Annotated in this window: 17 protein-coding genes and 1 pseudogene; 7 read left to right on the top strand and 11 right to left on the bottom strand. The window is 34.2% G+C overall.

Annotated features, from left to right (window positions below; genetic code table 11):
- Positions 1 to 231 precede the first annotated feature (231 nt).
- Positions 232 to 678 (bottom strand): MarR family winged helix-turn-helix transcriptional regulator, encoded by a 447-nt coding sequence (locus CN288_RS09300; RefSeq protein ID WP_026591364.1) that lies wholly within the window; start codon positions 676 to 678, stop codon positions 232 to 234.
- A gap of 231 nt (positions 679 to 909) precedes the next feature.
- Here CN288_RS09300 and CN288_RS09290 point away from each other — a divergent pair.
- Positions 910 to 1,906: pseudogene (locus CN288_RS09290) on the top strand (DUF3149 domain-containing protein).
- Between the two features lie 29 nt (positions 1,907 to 1,935).
- Here CN288_RS09290 and CN288_RS09285 read toward each other — a convergent pair.
- Complete coding sequence (locus CN288_RS09285) at positions 1,936 to 2,217, bottom strand: aspartyl-phosphate phosphatase Spo0E family protein (protein ID WP_026591368.1); 282 nt, start codon at positions 2,215 to 2,217, stop codon at positions 1,936 to 1,938.
- Positions 2,218 to 2,748: 531 nt separating this feature from the next.
- Between CN288_RS09285 and CN288_RS09280 the strand changes: the two genes are divergently transcribed.
- Positions 2,749 to 3,516 carry a divergent polysaccharide deacetylase family protein gene (locus CN288_RS09280; protein ID WP_026591369.1) on the top strand — a complete coding sequence of 256 codons (768 nt, stop codon included), beginning with the start codon at positions 2,749 to 2,751 and terminating at the stop codon, positions 3,514 to 3,516.
- 62 nt (positions 3,517 to 3,578) lie between these two features.
- Here CN288_RS09280 and cbpA read toward each other — a convergent pair whose 3' ends face one another.
- The 4 genes from cbpA to CN288_RS28685 all read right to left on the bottom strand — a co-directional run bounded on the left by cbpA (position 3,579) and on the right by CN288_RS28685 (position 7,017).
- Positions 3,579 to 4,202: a cyclic di-AMP binding protein CbpA gene (cbpA, locus tag CN288_RS09275; RefSeq protein ID WP_026591370.1), complete on the bottom strand. Its 624-nt coding sequence runs from the start codon at positions 4,200 to 4,202 to the stop codon at positions 3,579 to 3,581.
- A gap of 123 nt (positions 4,203 to 4,325) precedes the next feature.
- Entirely contained in the window at positions 4,326 to 4,955 is a 630-nt protein-coding gene (locus CN288_RS09270; protein ID WP_026591371.1) for a class II aldolase/adducin family protein, read from the bottom strand.
- A 692-nt stretch (positions 4,956 to 5,647) separates the two neighbouring features.
- Positions 5,648 to 6,430 (bottom strand): DeoR/GlpR family DNA-binding transcription regulator, encoded by a 783-nt coding sequence (locus CN288_RS09265; protein ID WP_026591372.1) that lies wholly within the window; start codon positions 6,428 to 6,430, stop codon positions 5,648 to 5,650.
- Positions 6,431 to 6,864: 434 nt separating this feature from the next.
- A complete protein-coding gene (locus CN288_RS28685; RefSeq protein WP_026591373.1) occupies positions 6,865 to 7,017 on the bottom strand; it encodes a hypothetical protein in 153 nt (50 codons plus the stop codon).
- Positions 7,018 to 7,189: 172 nt separating this feature from the next.
- Between CN288_RS28685 and CN288_RS09255 the strand changes: the two genes are divergently transcribed.
- Positions 7,190 to 7,525, top strand: a complete 336-nt coding sequence (locus CN288_RS09255) for a DUF3905 domain-containing protein (protein WP_026591374.1) — start codon at positions 7,190 to 7,192, stop codon at positions 7,523 to 7,525.
- 37 nt (positions 7,526 to 7,562) lie between these two features.
- On the opposite strand, the gene CN288_RS09250 is transcribed toward CN288_RS09255, so the two are convergent.
- The 5 genes from CN288_RS09250 to phaR all read right to left on the bottom strand — a co-directional run bounded on the left by CN288_RS09250 (position 7,563) and on the right by phaR (position 12,801).
- The gene (locus tag CN288_RS09250) at positions 7,563 to 8,912 is read right to left on the bottom strand and encodes a TrkH family potassium uptake protein (RefSeq protein ID WP_026591375.1); all 1,350 of its coding nucleotides are present in this window, start codon (positions 8,910 to 8,912) and stop codon (positions 7,563 to 7,565) included.
- 21 nt (positions 8,913 to 8,933) lie between these two features.
- A complete protein-coding gene (locus tag CN288_RS09245; protein ID WP_090690870.1) occupies positions 8,934 to 10,127 on the bottom strand; it encodes an NAD(P)/FAD-dependent oxidoreductase in 1,194 nt (397 codons plus the stop codon).
- A gap of 135 nt (positions 10,128 to 10,262) precedes the next feature.
- Positions 10,263 to 11,348 (bottom strand): class III poly(R)-hydroxyalkanoic acid synthase subunit PhaC, encoded by a 1,086-nt coding sequence (gene phaC / locus CN288_RS09240; RefSeq protein ID WP_026591377.1) that lies wholly within the window; start codon positions 11,346 to 11,348, stop codon positions 10,263 to 10,265.
- 83 nt (positions 11,349 to 11,431) lie between these two features.
- Complete coding sequence (locus CN288_RS09235) at positions 11,432 to 12,175, bottom strand: acetoacetyl-CoA reductase (protein ID WP_098302174.1); 744 nt, start codon at positions 12,173 to 12,175, stop codon at positions 11,432 to 11,434.
- Between the two features lie 155 nt (positions 12,176 to 12,330).
- The gene (phaR, locus tag CN288_RS09230; RefSeq protein WP_026591379.1) at positions 12,331 to 12,801 is read right to left on the bottom strand and encodes a polyhydroxyalkanoic acid synthase subunit PhaR; all 471 of its coding nucleotides are present in this window, start codon (positions 12,799 to 12,801) and stop codon (positions 12,331 to 12,333) included.
- A gap of 196 nt (positions 12,802 to 12,997) precedes the next feature.
- On the opposite strand from phaR, the gene phaQ reads away from it, so the two are divergent.
- From phaQ to CN288_RS09210, 4 genes are all read left to right on the top strand, one after another.
- Positions 12,998 to 13,450, top strand: coding sequence for a poly-beta-hydroxybutyrate-responsive repressor (gene phaQ / locus CN288_RS09225; protein ID WP_026591380.1), 453 nt, complete (start codon positions 12,998 to 13,000; stop codon positions 13,448 to 13,450).
- A 42-nt stretch (positions 13,451 to 13,492) separates the two neighbouring features.
- A complete protein-coding gene (phaP, locus tag CN288_RS09220) occupies positions 13,493 to 14,017 on the top strand; it encodes a polyhydroxyalkanoic acid inclusion protein PhaP (protein WP_026591381.1) in 525 nt (174 codons plus the stop codon).
- 101 nt (positions 14,018 to 14,118) lie between these two features.
- Entirely contained in the window at positions 14,119 to 14,562 is a 444-nt protein-coding gene (locus CN288_RS09215) for a MaoC family dehydratase (protein WP_026591382.1), read from the top strand.
- A gap of 171 nt (positions 14,563 to 14,733) precedes the next feature.
- Positions 14,734 to 14,919 carry an alpha/beta-type small acid-soluble spore protein gene (locus CN288_RS09210; protein ID WP_000241213.1) on the top strand — a complete coding sequence of 62 codons (186 nt, stop codon included), beginning with the start codon at positions 14,734 to 14,736 and terminating at the stop codon, positions 14,917 to 14,919.
- The last annotated feature ends 63 nt before the right edge of the window (positions 14,920 to 14,982 follow it).

Genomic DNA, 14,982 nt, shown 5'->3' with positions numbered 1-14,982 from the left:
AACAAAAAAGCCTTTGATCATTTTACATCAAAAACTTTTTTAACATGTTATATACATTCATTTTGATTTTTCAACATATAATTTCCCTGCCCCGCATAACAAAGGATGACCTGCATTCATTTTCCCCTTTTATTTTCACTTGGCATGGAGCTCCTTCTACGCATGGTTGGACACTCTCTCTCATCAAAAAAGAACAATTTTCTGTTAGTTTTTCATTTGTACTTACATATATCATCTTTCATATTTCCCAACTTTTTTAAGTAAAGATAACAATTCATCCTGCTCCTCATTTGTTAACATTTCAAAGGAATGATGTATAACTTTTTCATGATTCGGAAAAATAGAAGCGATAAATGCTTCTCCTTCTTCTGTTAACTGCGCATATATAACACGGCGATCATTCGGGCATGGAATTCGTTTTACAAGCCCCTTTTTTTCTAATTTATCGACAACATAAGTAATACTACCACTTGCAATTAAAATACGCTCTCCAATTTGTTGAAGTGGCTGGCTTCCTTTATGATAGAGCAATTCCAATACGGCAAACTCAGTTGGATTTAGTCCGTTACTTTGTATTGATTTATTTGTAGTATCCATAACAAAACGGTGCACACGCGATAGTGCAATAAACAATTTTAAAGATTGAGAAATATCTTCTCGCTCATCATTCGATTTCATACGATTTCAACCCTTCACTTAAATTCACAAGAATTCGAGACGATCTATCGAATAAAAAGGTTACCCCTAAAGCAAAATTGGTGGCGATATTTCCCCTTTATCTCCCAGTGATCGCTCAATCACTTCTCAGTTTTACTCTTCCTCCATACTAACAATCACACATTAAATAAAAACATGACAATTTTAACACAGTTTATATATAATGATAATAAAAAAGAAGAAGTAACAACTTTGAACGGGAATTTACGTAGCATAGCTTTTTATATACTACTTGTTATATTACCAACGTTTGGAATCAGTGCGGCTTTCTATGCTTATCACACCTACCAAATGCAAAAAGAAAACAAACAAGCTGCTCATAAGAGGCTACTTAGATCATATTGGTGAAGCTATTTCCGCATTAGAGATGCTTGCTATGGTCGTAAATATAGAAACAGAAAATACGAACGAAATTCAGCAGATATTACACGACACCGATGAAAAAGACAAGCATTTTTCTGGACTATATTATTTTTACTTGTTCAATATATTTTGCTGAAACGACAAACAAAATTGGAGAGACAACAAAATGAAATACAAAAAGTTGAATTAGTTGGTATTTTCGCAGCTAGTACAGCTCACAAAATCCGTAATCCTCTTACCGGAATGAAAGATCTTGTAACACTTTTAAAGGAAAAATATACGCAAGAACAAGACCAATTTTATTATTTTGTTATTGGACAAGAAATAGAATGTATTAATGAAATTGTTAGCGAATTTATGATTCTCGGCAAACCAACAGCGATTATTAAAAAAGTATGATGTACGAGATATTATCAAAGAGATAGCATTTATTATTCAGTTGGAAGCGAATTTACATAATATTATATTTATCTTGCAGTTACCAGATTATCCTGTTCATATCCGTTGTTCAAAAGATCATATGAAACAAGTGGTTTTAAATATTACAAAAAATGCAATTGAAGCTATGTCATCTGGTGGTACATTAACAATTCAGGTAACCAGTAATGAAGAGCACGCACAATTACACATTATTGACACAGGAAAAGGTATTCCAAAGCATATTCAAAAACACCTCTTTCATCCGTTCTTTACCAATAAAGATACCAGAACAGGTCTTGTCATATGCAAACGAATTATAGAAATGTATAATGGACAAATTGTGCTTGATAGCAAAGAAAATAAAGGAACAACTGTCCATATAAAGCTCCCATTAGTTTCAGCATAATTAACCTTCTCTACAGAGGGTAATTATGTTTATTTCATAAAAGCAGTCACAAACATTCTCCAAAAAGCACTTGATTTCCCTTCATATTCTATTTGAAAAAAGGGTATCTTCATAAATGTTAACCATCTTGGTGTTTGTTGTTCTTTATAGCGTTGATACTGCAAAATAAGCTTGTCCAATTCTTGACTCACTTGAATTGTTTCGGTACTGTTTAATCCGTTTGTTAAACCTAAATGAATCATTTCTTCACGTTTCATACGAATATCACGCGAAAGTTTTTCCATTGTGTACTTCCGTTTTGCTGTAAACATCCATATCCCCCTCATTATTCTTCCATACTCTCTACTTCATTTTTACTCCATGCATTTAATCTACAAATGTATATTGCATTTGAATTGGAATACTCAGAAATTTTAACATTTTCTCCCTGTAATTTACAAATCTTTATCCTCACTTTGAGAATTATTACAAATTATTCTATCTTTGTAAATACATTCGCAATAATAGACATTTTTTTCATGTTATTTTTTATAATCAACAGATAAACTCGACTTTTAAATTTTTATTTCACATTACTTCGACATTTTTCTCGTTTAATTTATATAGAAAACGCAAATCATAATTATAGATTTGCGTTCCCATCTTCACAAATAAAACAGCAACCTTATTTTATTAGAAAACAATAAAGTGAAACTTTAATCAGTGAGATTTTCTTCATCCTCCGCCGATGATTAACCCTTACTAATGGAGCTTTTACTGCCAATTCATGCAGGTTTCACTAACTAGAAACCTAATGGAGCTTTATTTATAACAAATCACTCAATCAGAAAGGAATTTCTTATATGCGCAAACAAATCATTATTGTTTTCATTTCATTATCTATTGTCATATTTCCTCTTCAAACATATGCTCATACTAATAAAGTTGCCATTGTCATCGATGACTTTGGAAATAATATGAAGGGAACGGAAAGAATGCTATCACTTCCCATACCACTTACTGTAGCCGTTATGCCTTTTCTTCCATCTTCAAAACAAGATGCGGTAGCCGCACACCAAAAAGGACATGAAGTTATTATTCATATGCCAATGGAGCCTATCAAAGGAAAGAAAGAATGGCTCGGACCTAATGCCATTACAACTAATTTAAGTGATCGTGAAATTGAAAATCGGATTGAACAAGCAATCAAGGAAATACCACATGCAATTGGGATGAACAATCATATGGGCTCTAAAGTAACAGCTGATGAACGAATCATGCGAATCATACTATCAGTATGTAAAAAGCACGGACTTTTTTATTTGGATAGTAAAACCAATCCTAATAGCGTAGTACCAAAAATCGGTAAAGAATTAGGCGTTCCTATTGTAGAAAATCAACTATTCTTTGATGATGTTTATACAGCATCTCACATTACAAAACAAGCACAGTTACTTATACAAAGAATTAAAGAAAAACCCGTAGTAGTTGCAATTGGACATGTCGGTCCTCCTGGGGAAATTACTTCTCGTGTTATTGAATCCTCCATTCCAAAAGTACGTGAACATGCAGACTTTATTTTCTTATCCGACCTTGTACTCTCACCACCACCTGTTTCCAAACAAAAATAGAGAGCAGCTATATAGCTGCTCTCTATTTTTCATACTGCTCTGACCTCCATGTGTCATAAATCTTATATACAATCGACATGACTAACGCGAAATCCTTTTTTCTCTATTTTTGCAATTAATGTTTCTAGTGCTTTGTCGCTTAAATCGTCTGTAATATTTACAATTACACGGCGTATATATCGATCACCATTGTCTAATGTAAATAACCCACCAATATGATAAGACTTGAAGAGCGTTCCTAACTCCTTAATTGTCCCCTTACAATCTTGCGTCGCGATTGTTATTATATAACCGCCTGTTTGCATCCCAAATGAATCTTCAATGACATCAAATATATTAGAATGTGTTAAAATACCAACAAATTCATTGTACTCATTCAATACAGCTAAAAATGGAAGACGCCTAATTACATAAAAAGCTCGAAAAAAAGAATCCCTTTCAAAAATAAATGCAGATTTATTTTCCACGATATCTTTCACATATATATCGTCTAATCCTTCATTACATTTACGTTCTAAAATATCTACTTTATAAATGATTCCTTTAAATTCCTTCTCATCTTCTGCAAGCACAGGAATCGCTCTATATCCCTGCTCGTTCATAATGTTTAACGCCTGTTCCCCTGAATCATTTTCCTTACAAAATGTCACCTGTTGTTTCAGCAGAAAATGATATTTAACTCGCAAAATACGTTCCTCCTCACATGACGATATGTAATCTATATATAATAAGGAGACCCATATTTTATGAGTGAAATTAATTTTTAAAACGCTTTCATTTATAGGTTTTCGCGTAACGAATTGTTCTTTTTATATAACTGAACTCTTATTTCCTTTAATCATCAATAATTTCACATGATAATTCATTAAATACTCTAACCCCTCTAGCCACTTTTTCGTCTCTTCTGGTGAGTTTCCCCATACAAGCATTCCATAGTTATGAACAAGTACAGCACCGCCACCTTCTATAAAATTAGGGACATGATTCTCTAATAAATCAGCAAACTTCTTTTCATTTTCTACAATTGGAATTGTAATCTCTTTAATTCCTTCTTTTCCAAAAACACGTTCTACAGTACGTTTTTCAAATGTCACTTCTCCGTCTTTTCCATATAGCTCTGACATTAAATGACTATCTACAGTTTGAACTTGCAAAATACACTCCGCATTACCTTTTTTATAAATATCCGCATGCATAAACGATTCAACTGCTGGTTTTTCATCATTTGCAAATACAGGCTCGCACATACTATTTACTACAATAAAATCTTCTTCTGCAAATAACCCTTTATCTCTTCCTTCAATATTTACTAAAAATGTTAACGGTTCTTGTGATGTCCGCATAGATAAACTAATTTTTGTACCATAAAACCAATCACGAAGAGCTAATTCCATTTTTACATCTCTCAACTCTTTCCACTTCTTTAAAAAAAATAACATTTCGTCACCCCCATGAGAATATCACTTTAGTGGTTCAACCACTTCTATGTAAAAATTATTTTTTGATTATTCTAAAAATTTAATTGAATTATCACATGAGAAACTCTTTTTGTCAATATGATTTCTCCATTCCACTTGAAAATTAGGCGCAGATTACACGACAAAAAAGCTCTTTCACAGAGCTTTTTTGTTCACTATTTGAAGCATCTCACTCTTTTCCCGTTCAGTAATAACGCCGAGCTTTTGTAATATATTCGCATACAATATAAGTTTATTATGCAAGCGTTCCGACACCTCTTCCCCTTCTTTCCTTCAGTCAACTTTCTTTCTATTGGTAAATTATATGAAGGAAATTGAAAAATGTGTCCATTTTTTGCACTGATACAAAACTTTTTCAATTCTCTTTCACAACTATATACATCCATTTTGCTTCTTCAACATATAAGTCACTGCTATGAAGAACAAAAAAGTGATCGCTCACCTGGCATGGGGCTAAAAAACGCTTCTATGCATAGCTGAACCCTCTCTCACACCTAAAAGAAGGAGGGATATCAGTTTTTTAATTTGAATTTATCCCGCATGAATGGACAGGAAGAGCTCGATTGGTCGTGTTAATAATCGGTGGGGATGAAGAAAACTCCCACTGATTAAAGTTTCACTTTATATACCCTTCTAGAACGACAAACCTATATTTAACTAATCGTCCAACAAATATTATTTTTTGTAATAAATTCTTCAAAACTATGCGGCATTTTTTTATCGCAAATTATGTGCTCTATATTAGACAAACCAGCAATTCGATAATTTCCTTTTACCCCAAGTTTTGTATGATCACATAAAATAAATGTCTTCTCCGCTAATTGAATCATCGCTTCTGATAACTTAGCTTTTTCCAATTCAAAACTCGAGACCCCAAAGCCAGGTAACAATCCATCACTTGAAATAAATGCCTTATGAAAATGAAACTGACGAATGGCTTGCTGCGAAATAGAACCTGATACACGACAATGTTTTGGAGACACCTTTCCTCCAATAAACAATACTTCACCATCAAACATTTTTTTATTTATAGAAGAAATTAATTGAGTTGCAACAGGAAATGAGCTCGTCACGACAGTTAAGTTTTTCCGATGAACGAGATAAGGAACCATTTGGAGTGGCGTACTCCCATCATCGATAACAATTACATCACCATCTTCTACAAAAGTTGCTGCTTTATAGCCGATTCTTTTCTTTTCTTCAATATGTAGCATTTCTCTTTCTAGCATAGGTGGTTCGATACCAGCTCCTGGAAGTTGGACCGCTCCCCCATATACTTTCTTCAATTTCTTTTCCCGATCAAGCTCTTCTAAATATCTTCGAATGGTTTCCGTTGATACGGAGAACTCACTTGCTAACTCTGAAACCTTCACTTTTCCCTTAAACTCTACTTTTTCAAGAATACTACGCTTTCTCTCTTCTCCAACAACAGACATAATTTCACCTCATTTATCTCGCTTATATAGGTAACCAAATCCCAGCTCAAGATTTTGGAATGGAATGCATATAGGAATTGACGAATGAAAGTTTCATTTATACAAAATCATAGTTTTCTTCTACTAGACAAATCTCTTCGTAAATACGGATGCCTCGTTTTTCTAACTCATCAAAATGATTTTTGAATTTCGAAAAACTTCTTCACTGTTTCTCTCTCCTTTTATTTTTCTTATGTACAACTTCAATATAAACACCCAGTGTAAAAGCAGTATTAAACCAACATTAATCTTTTGTTTGTTGTTTATTTTTGTGTAATGCGTTGCTACTTCAATGTTTTTTCAAATTTTTCTGCTAACAAAAAACATAAAATTTACAAGAAATTAAAAAAAGATTAAAAATCTCACAAAAAAATGAGGCGTTTGTAAAAAACGCCTCATTTTTGCTTACTTTTTTTCGAATTACGATTTGCATATTTCGCTGGGTTTTCATTTTCATACTCTACCGCAAATTCTGCGTCTGGCAGACTTTCTTTTGGAGTTTTATTATGATTCATTGCTGCATGTTGTTTTACTTTTCGCTTTACCATCAACAATACCTTCCTTCACTGTAATGACCTATCACTTTCTATCTTAGTTTGAGAAAACTTTCAAAAATTATTGATGGGAAGTGTTAACAAGTACAAAGTAACTTATATAGGGAAACACTATACTTGAACAGGAATTTATATCGCCTACTATAATAAAAAAGGAACGATTATTTTGAAGAAAAAACAACAAATTGATTCACCCATTTTAGATGAGACACTTCCGCACCAAATGAATTTTCCATCCTTTAAAGGAACTGGAAAACAAATGCAACAACCCTTTATTAATCAATATGATGTTGTAATTGGAGACAGTAAATACAATTCTAAAAATAGCCCACTTAATAATTGGAGCGATGAAGTTGATCCGGCCATTATGGCTGGTAAGGAATGGATTCATCCCACAAATGATATCGGATGGATTTCAGAAGAAAATCAAGACTTGTTACAGAACGAAACAGACAGAACCGAAGATTCATTTATGCATCCTCAATTTGGTATTAACGATTAAAAAACCATTCTACCCTCATAGGTAGAATGGTTTCATGTTATCCAATAATAATTCTCTCTTTCGGATATTTATAGCGAGGCGGTTGTTCCCTTCCACCACTGGCTAAAATAAATGTTAAAATACCAACACGACCAATAAACATAAGAACAATTAACACAAGTTTTCCGACCGTTGTTAAATCAGAAGTTATGCCTGTTGATAATCCAGTCGTTCCAAATGCAGAGCACACTTCAACAATTAAACTCATAAATGGTACATTTTCAGTCATAGACAAAATAAATAACGCCGAAGCACATAATAAAATCCCCATAGTCATAACAACGGACGCTTTTAAAACGTCTTCCTCATGCAATTGTCGTTTAAAAATGCGTACCGTTCTATCACCTTTCGCGAACGTATATAAGGAAAGCATATTCACAGCAAACGTTGTCGTACGTATCCCTCCCCCAACTGAACTTGGAGAAGCACCGATAAACATTAAAACACTCATAAATAAAAGTGTCGGCTGTGACAAGTCCCGTATATCCATTGTTGCTAATCCGCCACTTCTCGTTGTAACGGATTGAAACAGTGTATAAAACACCGTTTCATGCCAAGACTTCCCTACTAAAAATTGATTTCGTTCCAATAAAAAAATAACGATTGTTCCAACAATAACAAGCGAAAAAAATGTTGTGGTAGTTAGCTTTGTAAATAATGAAAAACGAAACAATTGATGTTTTTCCTTACTCAAATACTGTTTTACTTCCATTAGCACAGGAAATCCAATTGCTCCTAAAATAATAAGCAGCATATGAATAATTTGTACAATATAGTCATTTTTATATGGAATAAGCGACTGACCTGTTAAATCAAATCCGCCATTCGTCGTCGCGCTAACAGCGGCAAAAAAACCATGAAAATACGCTTCCTGCCAGGTTGGAAAATAGAGTAAAAACCTTGTACCCAAGAGGAGTGCCCCAATCACTTCTATTGAAACAATCAAAATTAAAATAGACCGCATAAGTTCAACAAGCCCTGATAAATTCCCTTGGTTATGGTCTGCCATAATTAATCGTCTTCGCTGCAAACCTATTTTCTTACCTGTTAACATCCAAACAAATGTACCAAGTGCCATAATTCCTAAACCGCCTAATTGTAACACAAGAGCCAAGGCGATAATGCCCGCTGTATTAAACGTATCTGGAATAGAAACGACGGAAAGTCCTGTAACGCTTACAGCACTAACAGATGTAAATAAAGCATCTATAAACGTCCACTTTACACCTGGTTTAATGAAAAATGGTAAACTTAATAAAATTACCGAAACAATTACGGCTATAAAATAAAATAAAACGATAAGCTGTACCGGACGCAATTTTTGCAAAAATTTCTTTATATCTCTCATTCCATCACTTCGCTACCTTTTTTATCGATTAAACAAAGAAAAATCACCATTTTCTTTCTTTGTAAATAACTGCTGAAATAGTTTTGCGAATACCATTCCATATACAGTCCCATTTCCCCCATACGGTAATGCATAATATAGATTGGAGATTTTTCCATCTTCTTTAAAAATAGGAAGGCCATCATGACTTCCCCCGAATGCAGCAGCCCAATAATATTCAGCTCTTACATTTGAAAGATTTGGAAACATCTCTTGTATAATTTTAGTAAGTAATTCTCGTTTATGCAATAACTTCGTATCACCAAACTTCTGAAATAGCATCGGTTCATCTAATCCGCCTGCAATAATTCGATTCTTATACGTGCGAAAATATAAATACGGACGAGCCGTTTCCCAAATTAAGGATTGTTCATGCCACCCATTAAAATGCTCTTGTTTATTTGTAACAATTGCATAAGTTGTTTCTACTGTTGTATTTGCTTCTTTTTTCCCAAATAATGTTTCATATCCCGTAGCCATAATTACTGCTTTCGCTATAATTTTCTTACCTGTTTTTGTATAGGAAACTAAATCTTTTTCAACAGGCTTAATATGCATAAGCTCTGTATCTTTAAAAATAGAAGCCCCTAGTTGATTTGCTTTATGTATAAGACCTTGCGTTAATATATAAGGGTTCACTTCTGCATCCCCGTATGTATATAAAGCCGCTGGTTTTGTAAATGAATAACGCTTCTTAACGTCACGTTCTGTAAAATAATCAACGGGAAATCCATAACGTTTTAATGTTTCATACTCTTCTTGTAAAAATGAAATATCTTTATTTTGACTTGCGTAATATAAGCTACTTTTTGGAATGAAACACGGATCCATCTCTAGCTTTGGAACAACTTGTTCTAAAGTTTTCAGCGCCTCATAACAAAGTTGATACGCACGTACTCCTTTTGCTTCGCCAAACGTATGAATCATAGAAGTTAATGACTTATCATGGCTAAATTGAAGCAGACCTGTATTCGCAAGTGTACTTCCATTTGCAATTTTTCGTTTATCAATGAGTACAACATCCATACCTAACAATGTTAAAAAATACGCAATATGAGCACCAGTTTCACCGCTTCCCACAATCAACACATCACATATCATATCATTTTCTAATAGTGGATAACAAGGCATACAAACCCCTTCATTCCAAAACAACTTCCCTAATGTTAGTTTCATCACTATACTCCTAAAGCGAATGTTTTTCCTATTTTTCATCATTTCAAAAAAAAAATTCCAACTAGATTACACTAGTTGGAATTCCTATTGAATGCATCAAAAAGGTACTTCATACATCCACTATAGCGTACCACTTTAATTAGAGCGTTCCTCAAGCCAATCTCCAACTGTAGGATACGTTTGTTTTACAGCCGTTCCACCGTATACGATTGACATATGTCCTGTCGGTAAACACACATATTGCTTATCTGTACTAGAAATATGGTCTAAGAGCGCCTCTACTTGACATGGCAACGCAATATGATCGCGTTTTGCAGAAATATTTAAGACATTTGCCTTAATATTTTCAAGTTGTACTTTTTGTCCCCGAATTACGAGCTCACCTTTAACCAATTTATTATTTTGATAAAAATCACGAATCCATTGTCGGTATGATTCGCCTGGGAACGGGATACCATCTCCAACCCATTTTTGAACGAGCTTCCAGCTTTCTACAAAGCGTTCATTTTCTGAGCGATCAAGTAAAGCGACATATGGACCAACAAAATTTGTAATCGGCTTTAACATTTTATTTCCAAAATCAATCATTTCCGGTGGAATATTTCCGAATGTATCTACTGCTTTATCTAAGTTAAAATACTTTTCATCTAATAATGGACCATATAATCCTGTTTCAGAGAAATCAAACGGACTTGTCATAAAAATTAAGTTCCGGATCGGCATATGTGGATGAAGCGCCGCATAAATGGATGTTAGCGTACCACCCATGCAATAACCAAGTAAAGAAATCTCGTCCGATTTTGCAGTTCTCATTACCTTTTTAACCGCTTTTGCAATATAATCGAACACGAAATCATCAAATTTCAAATGACTGTCTTCTAACCCAAATGTACCCCAGTCAAGCATATACACGTCAAAACCACGATCTACTAAATATTCTACCAAGCTATTTCCTGGTGTTAAATCCATAATATATGGTTTATTAATTAGCGCATAAATTAATAAAATAGGAACAGAATGTGTTTTTTCCTGCTTTGGAATGTAACGATACAGCTTCGTTTTATTTTTCGTCCAAATAACCTCTTTGGGAGTTAAACCAACTTGTGGCTCTGGTTCACGTAGTAAAACTTCACTCGCTCTTTTAAAACGACGATATGCTTTTCGGTATTCTTCTGGGTATAGTTCCAATTGCTTTTCCCATTCTGTTACGAATGTAGTCATTTTCCTATCTCCTTTTTGATAGATTTCCTTCTTCAAGAAAGAAGTGCACTCCTGCTATGGATATGCACTCTCCTCTTTCTTCATTACATATATAATCCGCCGTTAATATTTAACTGTTGACCAGTGATATACGCTCCATCACGGCACAGGTATACAACACCTTTTGCAATTTCATCAGCTTGTCCAAAACGTTTCTTTGGAATCTTAGAAACGATTTTTTGGCGAACATCTTCTGGTACTTCTGCTACCATTTCTGTATCAATGAATCCTGGGCAAATCGCATTCACCGTTACATTTGTTTTCGCAAGTTCTAGTGCTAATGATTTTGTGAATCCTAGCATACCAGCTTTTGCTGCTGAGTAGTTTGTTTGACCAAATCCACCGGCCTGTCCAATAATAGAAGAAATACTAATGATTCTTCCTTCTTCAGACTCTGTTATGTAAGGAAGTGCCGCACTCGTTGTATTAAATACACTACTTAGGTTCACATCAATTACACGATCCCAGTCTTCACGGTTTAACTTCTTGAAAGTACGATCTCTTGTAATACCAGCGTTATTTACAAGAATATCTATCTTACCAAAATGATTCACAGCTTCATCTACAAGACGCTTCGCATCTTCTAGCTTAGAAACATCCGCCTGAACTGCGTATACATCATGACCTTCTGTTCCTAATTCATTCACTAGATTTTCAGCCGCTTCTTTACTGCTATTATAGTTAATAACAACCTTTGCTCCCTCTTTTGCTAATGCTACTGTAATCGCTTTTCCAATCCCTTTTGCTCCACCTGTTACGATCGCTACTTTACCATTTAATTGAGTCATTTCTTTTCCCCCTTTAAATTTGTGAACGATAATGAATGAATCAAATTGGCACTTATATGAAAAAGTCCCATATATAATATTTTTTCGCCGTTATACTGTCCCAAAAAGAGATTCTCCCTTCCCTTTTTGAAACATGTAAACAAGGCGCTTATTCATCACTTTTTATTTTCTGGTTTCACTGGCGCTTTCACAGGTTCTTGTAAATTTGCTAATACTTCATTTTGTTTTTCCAGTAATTCTAAAATCTTATCTACTTTATTTTCCAATGTACGAATATCTTGTTTCACTTTTGTTACGTCGCGTTTTAACGTAGGAGATTGTCCTATGGATTCTGCTTTTTCTTCCAAAAACTCTTCAATGTTATCAACTTTATTTTCTAAGTTAATAACAAGCGTAGCTACTCTTGCTATATCTTCTTGGGTTGGTATGTTCACTTTTTCTAAATATCCCTTTGTTGCATCATTTAACATCTTCTGATAAAACAAATTCAAATCTAGAACGCTTCCCATCCAAGCAGAATACTCTTCTGTTTTGATTGTTTCATTGAGCGCTTTTCCCCAAAATGTTTCGGTCTGTTCATAAGCTTCTTTCCATGCTTGTAGTGGATCGAATTTTTGATCAATCACTTCTCCTACACTCCTTTATTTGTTTTTGAAACAATTCAACCTATTCACTATTTTCCAATATTCTGAATAAAACTTCAAGTCTGTATTTTATTTTTATATCTTCCAACAAATGTATTGACATTAAAAACAGATAGGTGTAAATTGCACTTATAAGCAAAAAATTCCATCTAACTGATTCATGAGGTGATGCACAATCATGCTACATAATGAACCAGAACAACAAGAAAATTTGGAAAAAAACCAAGCGAAACAACCAAACTCCATGCCAAAAAACTTCTTAGTTCCCTTCTTACTTCTCTGTCTAAAAGACTGGAGTCTTCACGGTTACAAACTGATTCAAATGTTAATGGACATCGGCTTTTCTTCTGTTGACCAAGGTAATGTTTATCGAACCTTACGCAAGTTAGAAAAAGAAAATCTTATTTCTTCTACTTGGGATACAAGTGACGGAGGGCCAGCAAAACGAATCTATTCTTTAACAGAATATGGAGAGCAATATTTAGCAACATGCGCGACCTCTTTTGAGCATTATCAGAATATGCTACGAACATTCTTCACGTTATACACCAATGCATTCTTTCCATTTTCTACTTCTCCAGAAAAGGATGAAAAAAAATCTTCATCTTCACCTGGTGGTACAGCAGAATAATCTGCGTTCACAATATGCAAAAAAATATTTGGAGGTCAAACCATGGAAACTAAACCTTACGAACTGGTCGATGCATTTTGGAAAAATTGGTCGCATTCTCTTTCCCTTTTCTCTTCAGCAGGGAAACAATTAGAGCAACTTACTTTAGAAACGTTAAAACAACAGCAGGATGCTTTGCATAAATTAACAGCAGGAGTAGATGAGCTTGAAAAAGAACTACAACAATTCACTACTCAATATAATAGTCAATATACAGAATATGTGAAACAATTCACAGGTAACTCCTTAAATGAACAAATTAACGAATGGCAAGAAAAGTGGAATGAACTTTCTAATCATATTCACCAACTTACTGTGTCCCCAACAAAAACATCTTTGTCAATTCTTACTCAAACAAGCGGCCAGTTTGAAGAAACAACAAAACAATTCATTGAACAACAACAACTTCAACGTGATGAGGTTCAAAAACAATTAGAAGGTTTTTTGGAGGAGTTCAAATCTACTCAACTGGAACTCGTAAAAAAGTTCGAGGAAAACTCAAAAAATCTATTTACTTCCATCAAGTAAGGAAAATGTGGAAGCTTACCGCAGAACAAACTAAACTCTTTCTTCCCCCCATTACATCAAGATGGCTTACATTTTTCGGTATGGAAAAGAAGGAGGAAAAAATGAATCCATTTCAAGAAGCGCAGTCTGTTCCAGAGCTTCATTATGATGAGATTCAAGTTGGCGATCAAGCATCATTAGTAACAACGATTACCGATGAAGACATTATCAATTTTGCAAAATTGACCGGTGATGTAAATCCCATTCATATTCTGGACTCTTTTGCAAAGACGACAATGTTTAAAGAAAGAATTGCACACGGCATGCTTGTTTCAGGGTATATCTCTACCGTTCTTGGAACAAAGTTACCAGGAAAAAATACAATTTATTTATCACAAAATGTATCATTTCGTGCACCTGTAAAAATTGGTGATACCTTACGCGTAGTCGCAGAAGTGATCAAAAAACGTGATGATAAAAAAATTATTACATTGCAAACAAATGTATATAATCAATTGAATGACATAGTTGTCGAAGGTACAGCAACCATAATGAAAAAAGAGTAGCAAATACGCTACTCTTTTTTCATATCCAATAACTTCTAATCGCACCGATTACTTCCGTGTATGTCCAAACCCATAACACATACACTAACGATACCAGTTTATACAGTAGGCTTGTATCAGAAAAATAGTCCTTAACAAATAAACTGGAATATAAGTTAGGATGTGTTATTGATGGTTAAAACAAATAAATTACTTGTTCCTGGTGCTGAGCAAGCATTAGAACAATTTAAATATGAAATTGCTCAAGAATTCGGTGTAAGTTTAGGTTCTAATACAGCATCTCGTTCTAATGGATCTGTTGGTGGCGAAGTAACAAAACGTCTCGTTTCCTTAGCACAACAGCAATTACGTGGATAATTCTATATAACATTGATTTAGGGGCAGATATATTCTGCCTCTTTTCCTTTTCAACATACATTC

It is taken from the genome of Bacillus sp. AFS023182 (assembly GCF_002560575.1).
Taxonomy (GTDB): Bacteria; Bacillota; Bacilli; order Bacillales; family Bacillaceae_G; genus Bacillus_A; species Bacillus_A arachidis.
Note: the sequence above shows the minus strand (reverse complement) of the source record. Positions and strands in the feature narration are given on the sequence as shown.

What these genes read in the sequence shown, in the direction of transcription:
- phaC (WP_026591377.1), bottom strand. Translation starts at nt 11,348, where the DNA reads ATGACTACATTCGTAACAGAATGGGAAAAGCAATTGGAACTATACCCA.
- CN288_RS09210 (WP_000241213.1), top strand. Translation starts at nt 14,734, where the DNA reads ATGGTTAAAACAAATAAATTACTTGTTCCTGGTGCTGAGCAAGCATTA.
- CN288_RS09285 (WP_026591368.1), bottom strand. Translation starts at nt 2,217, where the DNA reads ATGTTTACAGCAAAACGGAAGTACACAATGGAAAAACTTTCGCGTGAT.
- CN288_RS09300 (WP_026591364.1), bottom strand. Translation starts at nt 678, where the DNA reads ATGAAATCGAATGATGAGCGAGAAGATATTTCTCAATCTTTAAAATTG.
- CN288_RS28685 (WP_026591373.1), bottom strand. Translation starts at nt 7,017, where the DNA reads ATGGTAAAGCGAAAAGTAAAACAACATGCAGCAATGAATCATAATAAA.
- CN288_RS09245 (WP_090690870.1), bottom strand. Translation starts at nt 10,127, where the DNA reads ATGAAACTAACATTAGGGAAGTTGTTTTGGAATGAAGGGGTTTGTATG.
- phaQ (WP_026591380.1), top strand. Translation starts at nt 12,998, where the DNA reads ATGCTACATAATGAACCAGAACAACAAGAAAATTTGGAAAAAAACCAA.
- CN288_RS09270 (WP_026591371.1), bottom strand. Translation starts at nt 4,955, where the DNA reads ATGTTATTTTTTTTAAAGAAGTGGAAAGAGTTGAGAGATGTAAAAATG.
- CN288_RS09280 (WP_026591369.1), top strand. Translation starts at nt 2,749, where the DNA reads ATGCGCAAACAAATCATTATTGTTTTCATTTCATTATCTATTGTCATA.
- CN288_RS09250 (WP_026591375.1), bottom strand. Translation starts at nt 8,912, where the DNA reads ATGAGAGATATAAAGAAATTTTTGCAAAAATTGCGTCCGGTACAGCTT.
- CN288_RS09265 (WP_026591372.1), bottom strand. Translation starts at nt 6,430, where the DNA reads ATGTCTGTTGTTGGAGAAGAGAGAAAGCGTAGTATTCTTGAAAAAGTA.
- CN288_RS09235 (WP_098302174.1), bottom strand. Translation starts at nt 12,175, where the DNA reads ATGACTCAATTAAATGGTAAAGTAGCGATCGTAACAGGTGGAGCAAAA.
- CN288_RS09215 (WP_026591382.1), top strand. Translation starts at nt 14,119, where the DNA reads ATGAATCCATTTCAAGAAGCGCAGTCTGTTCCAGAGCTTCATTATGAT.
- phaP (WP_026591381.1), top strand. Translation starts at nt 13,493, where the DNA reads ATGGAAACTAAACCTTACGAACTGGTCGATGCATTTTGGAAAAATTGG.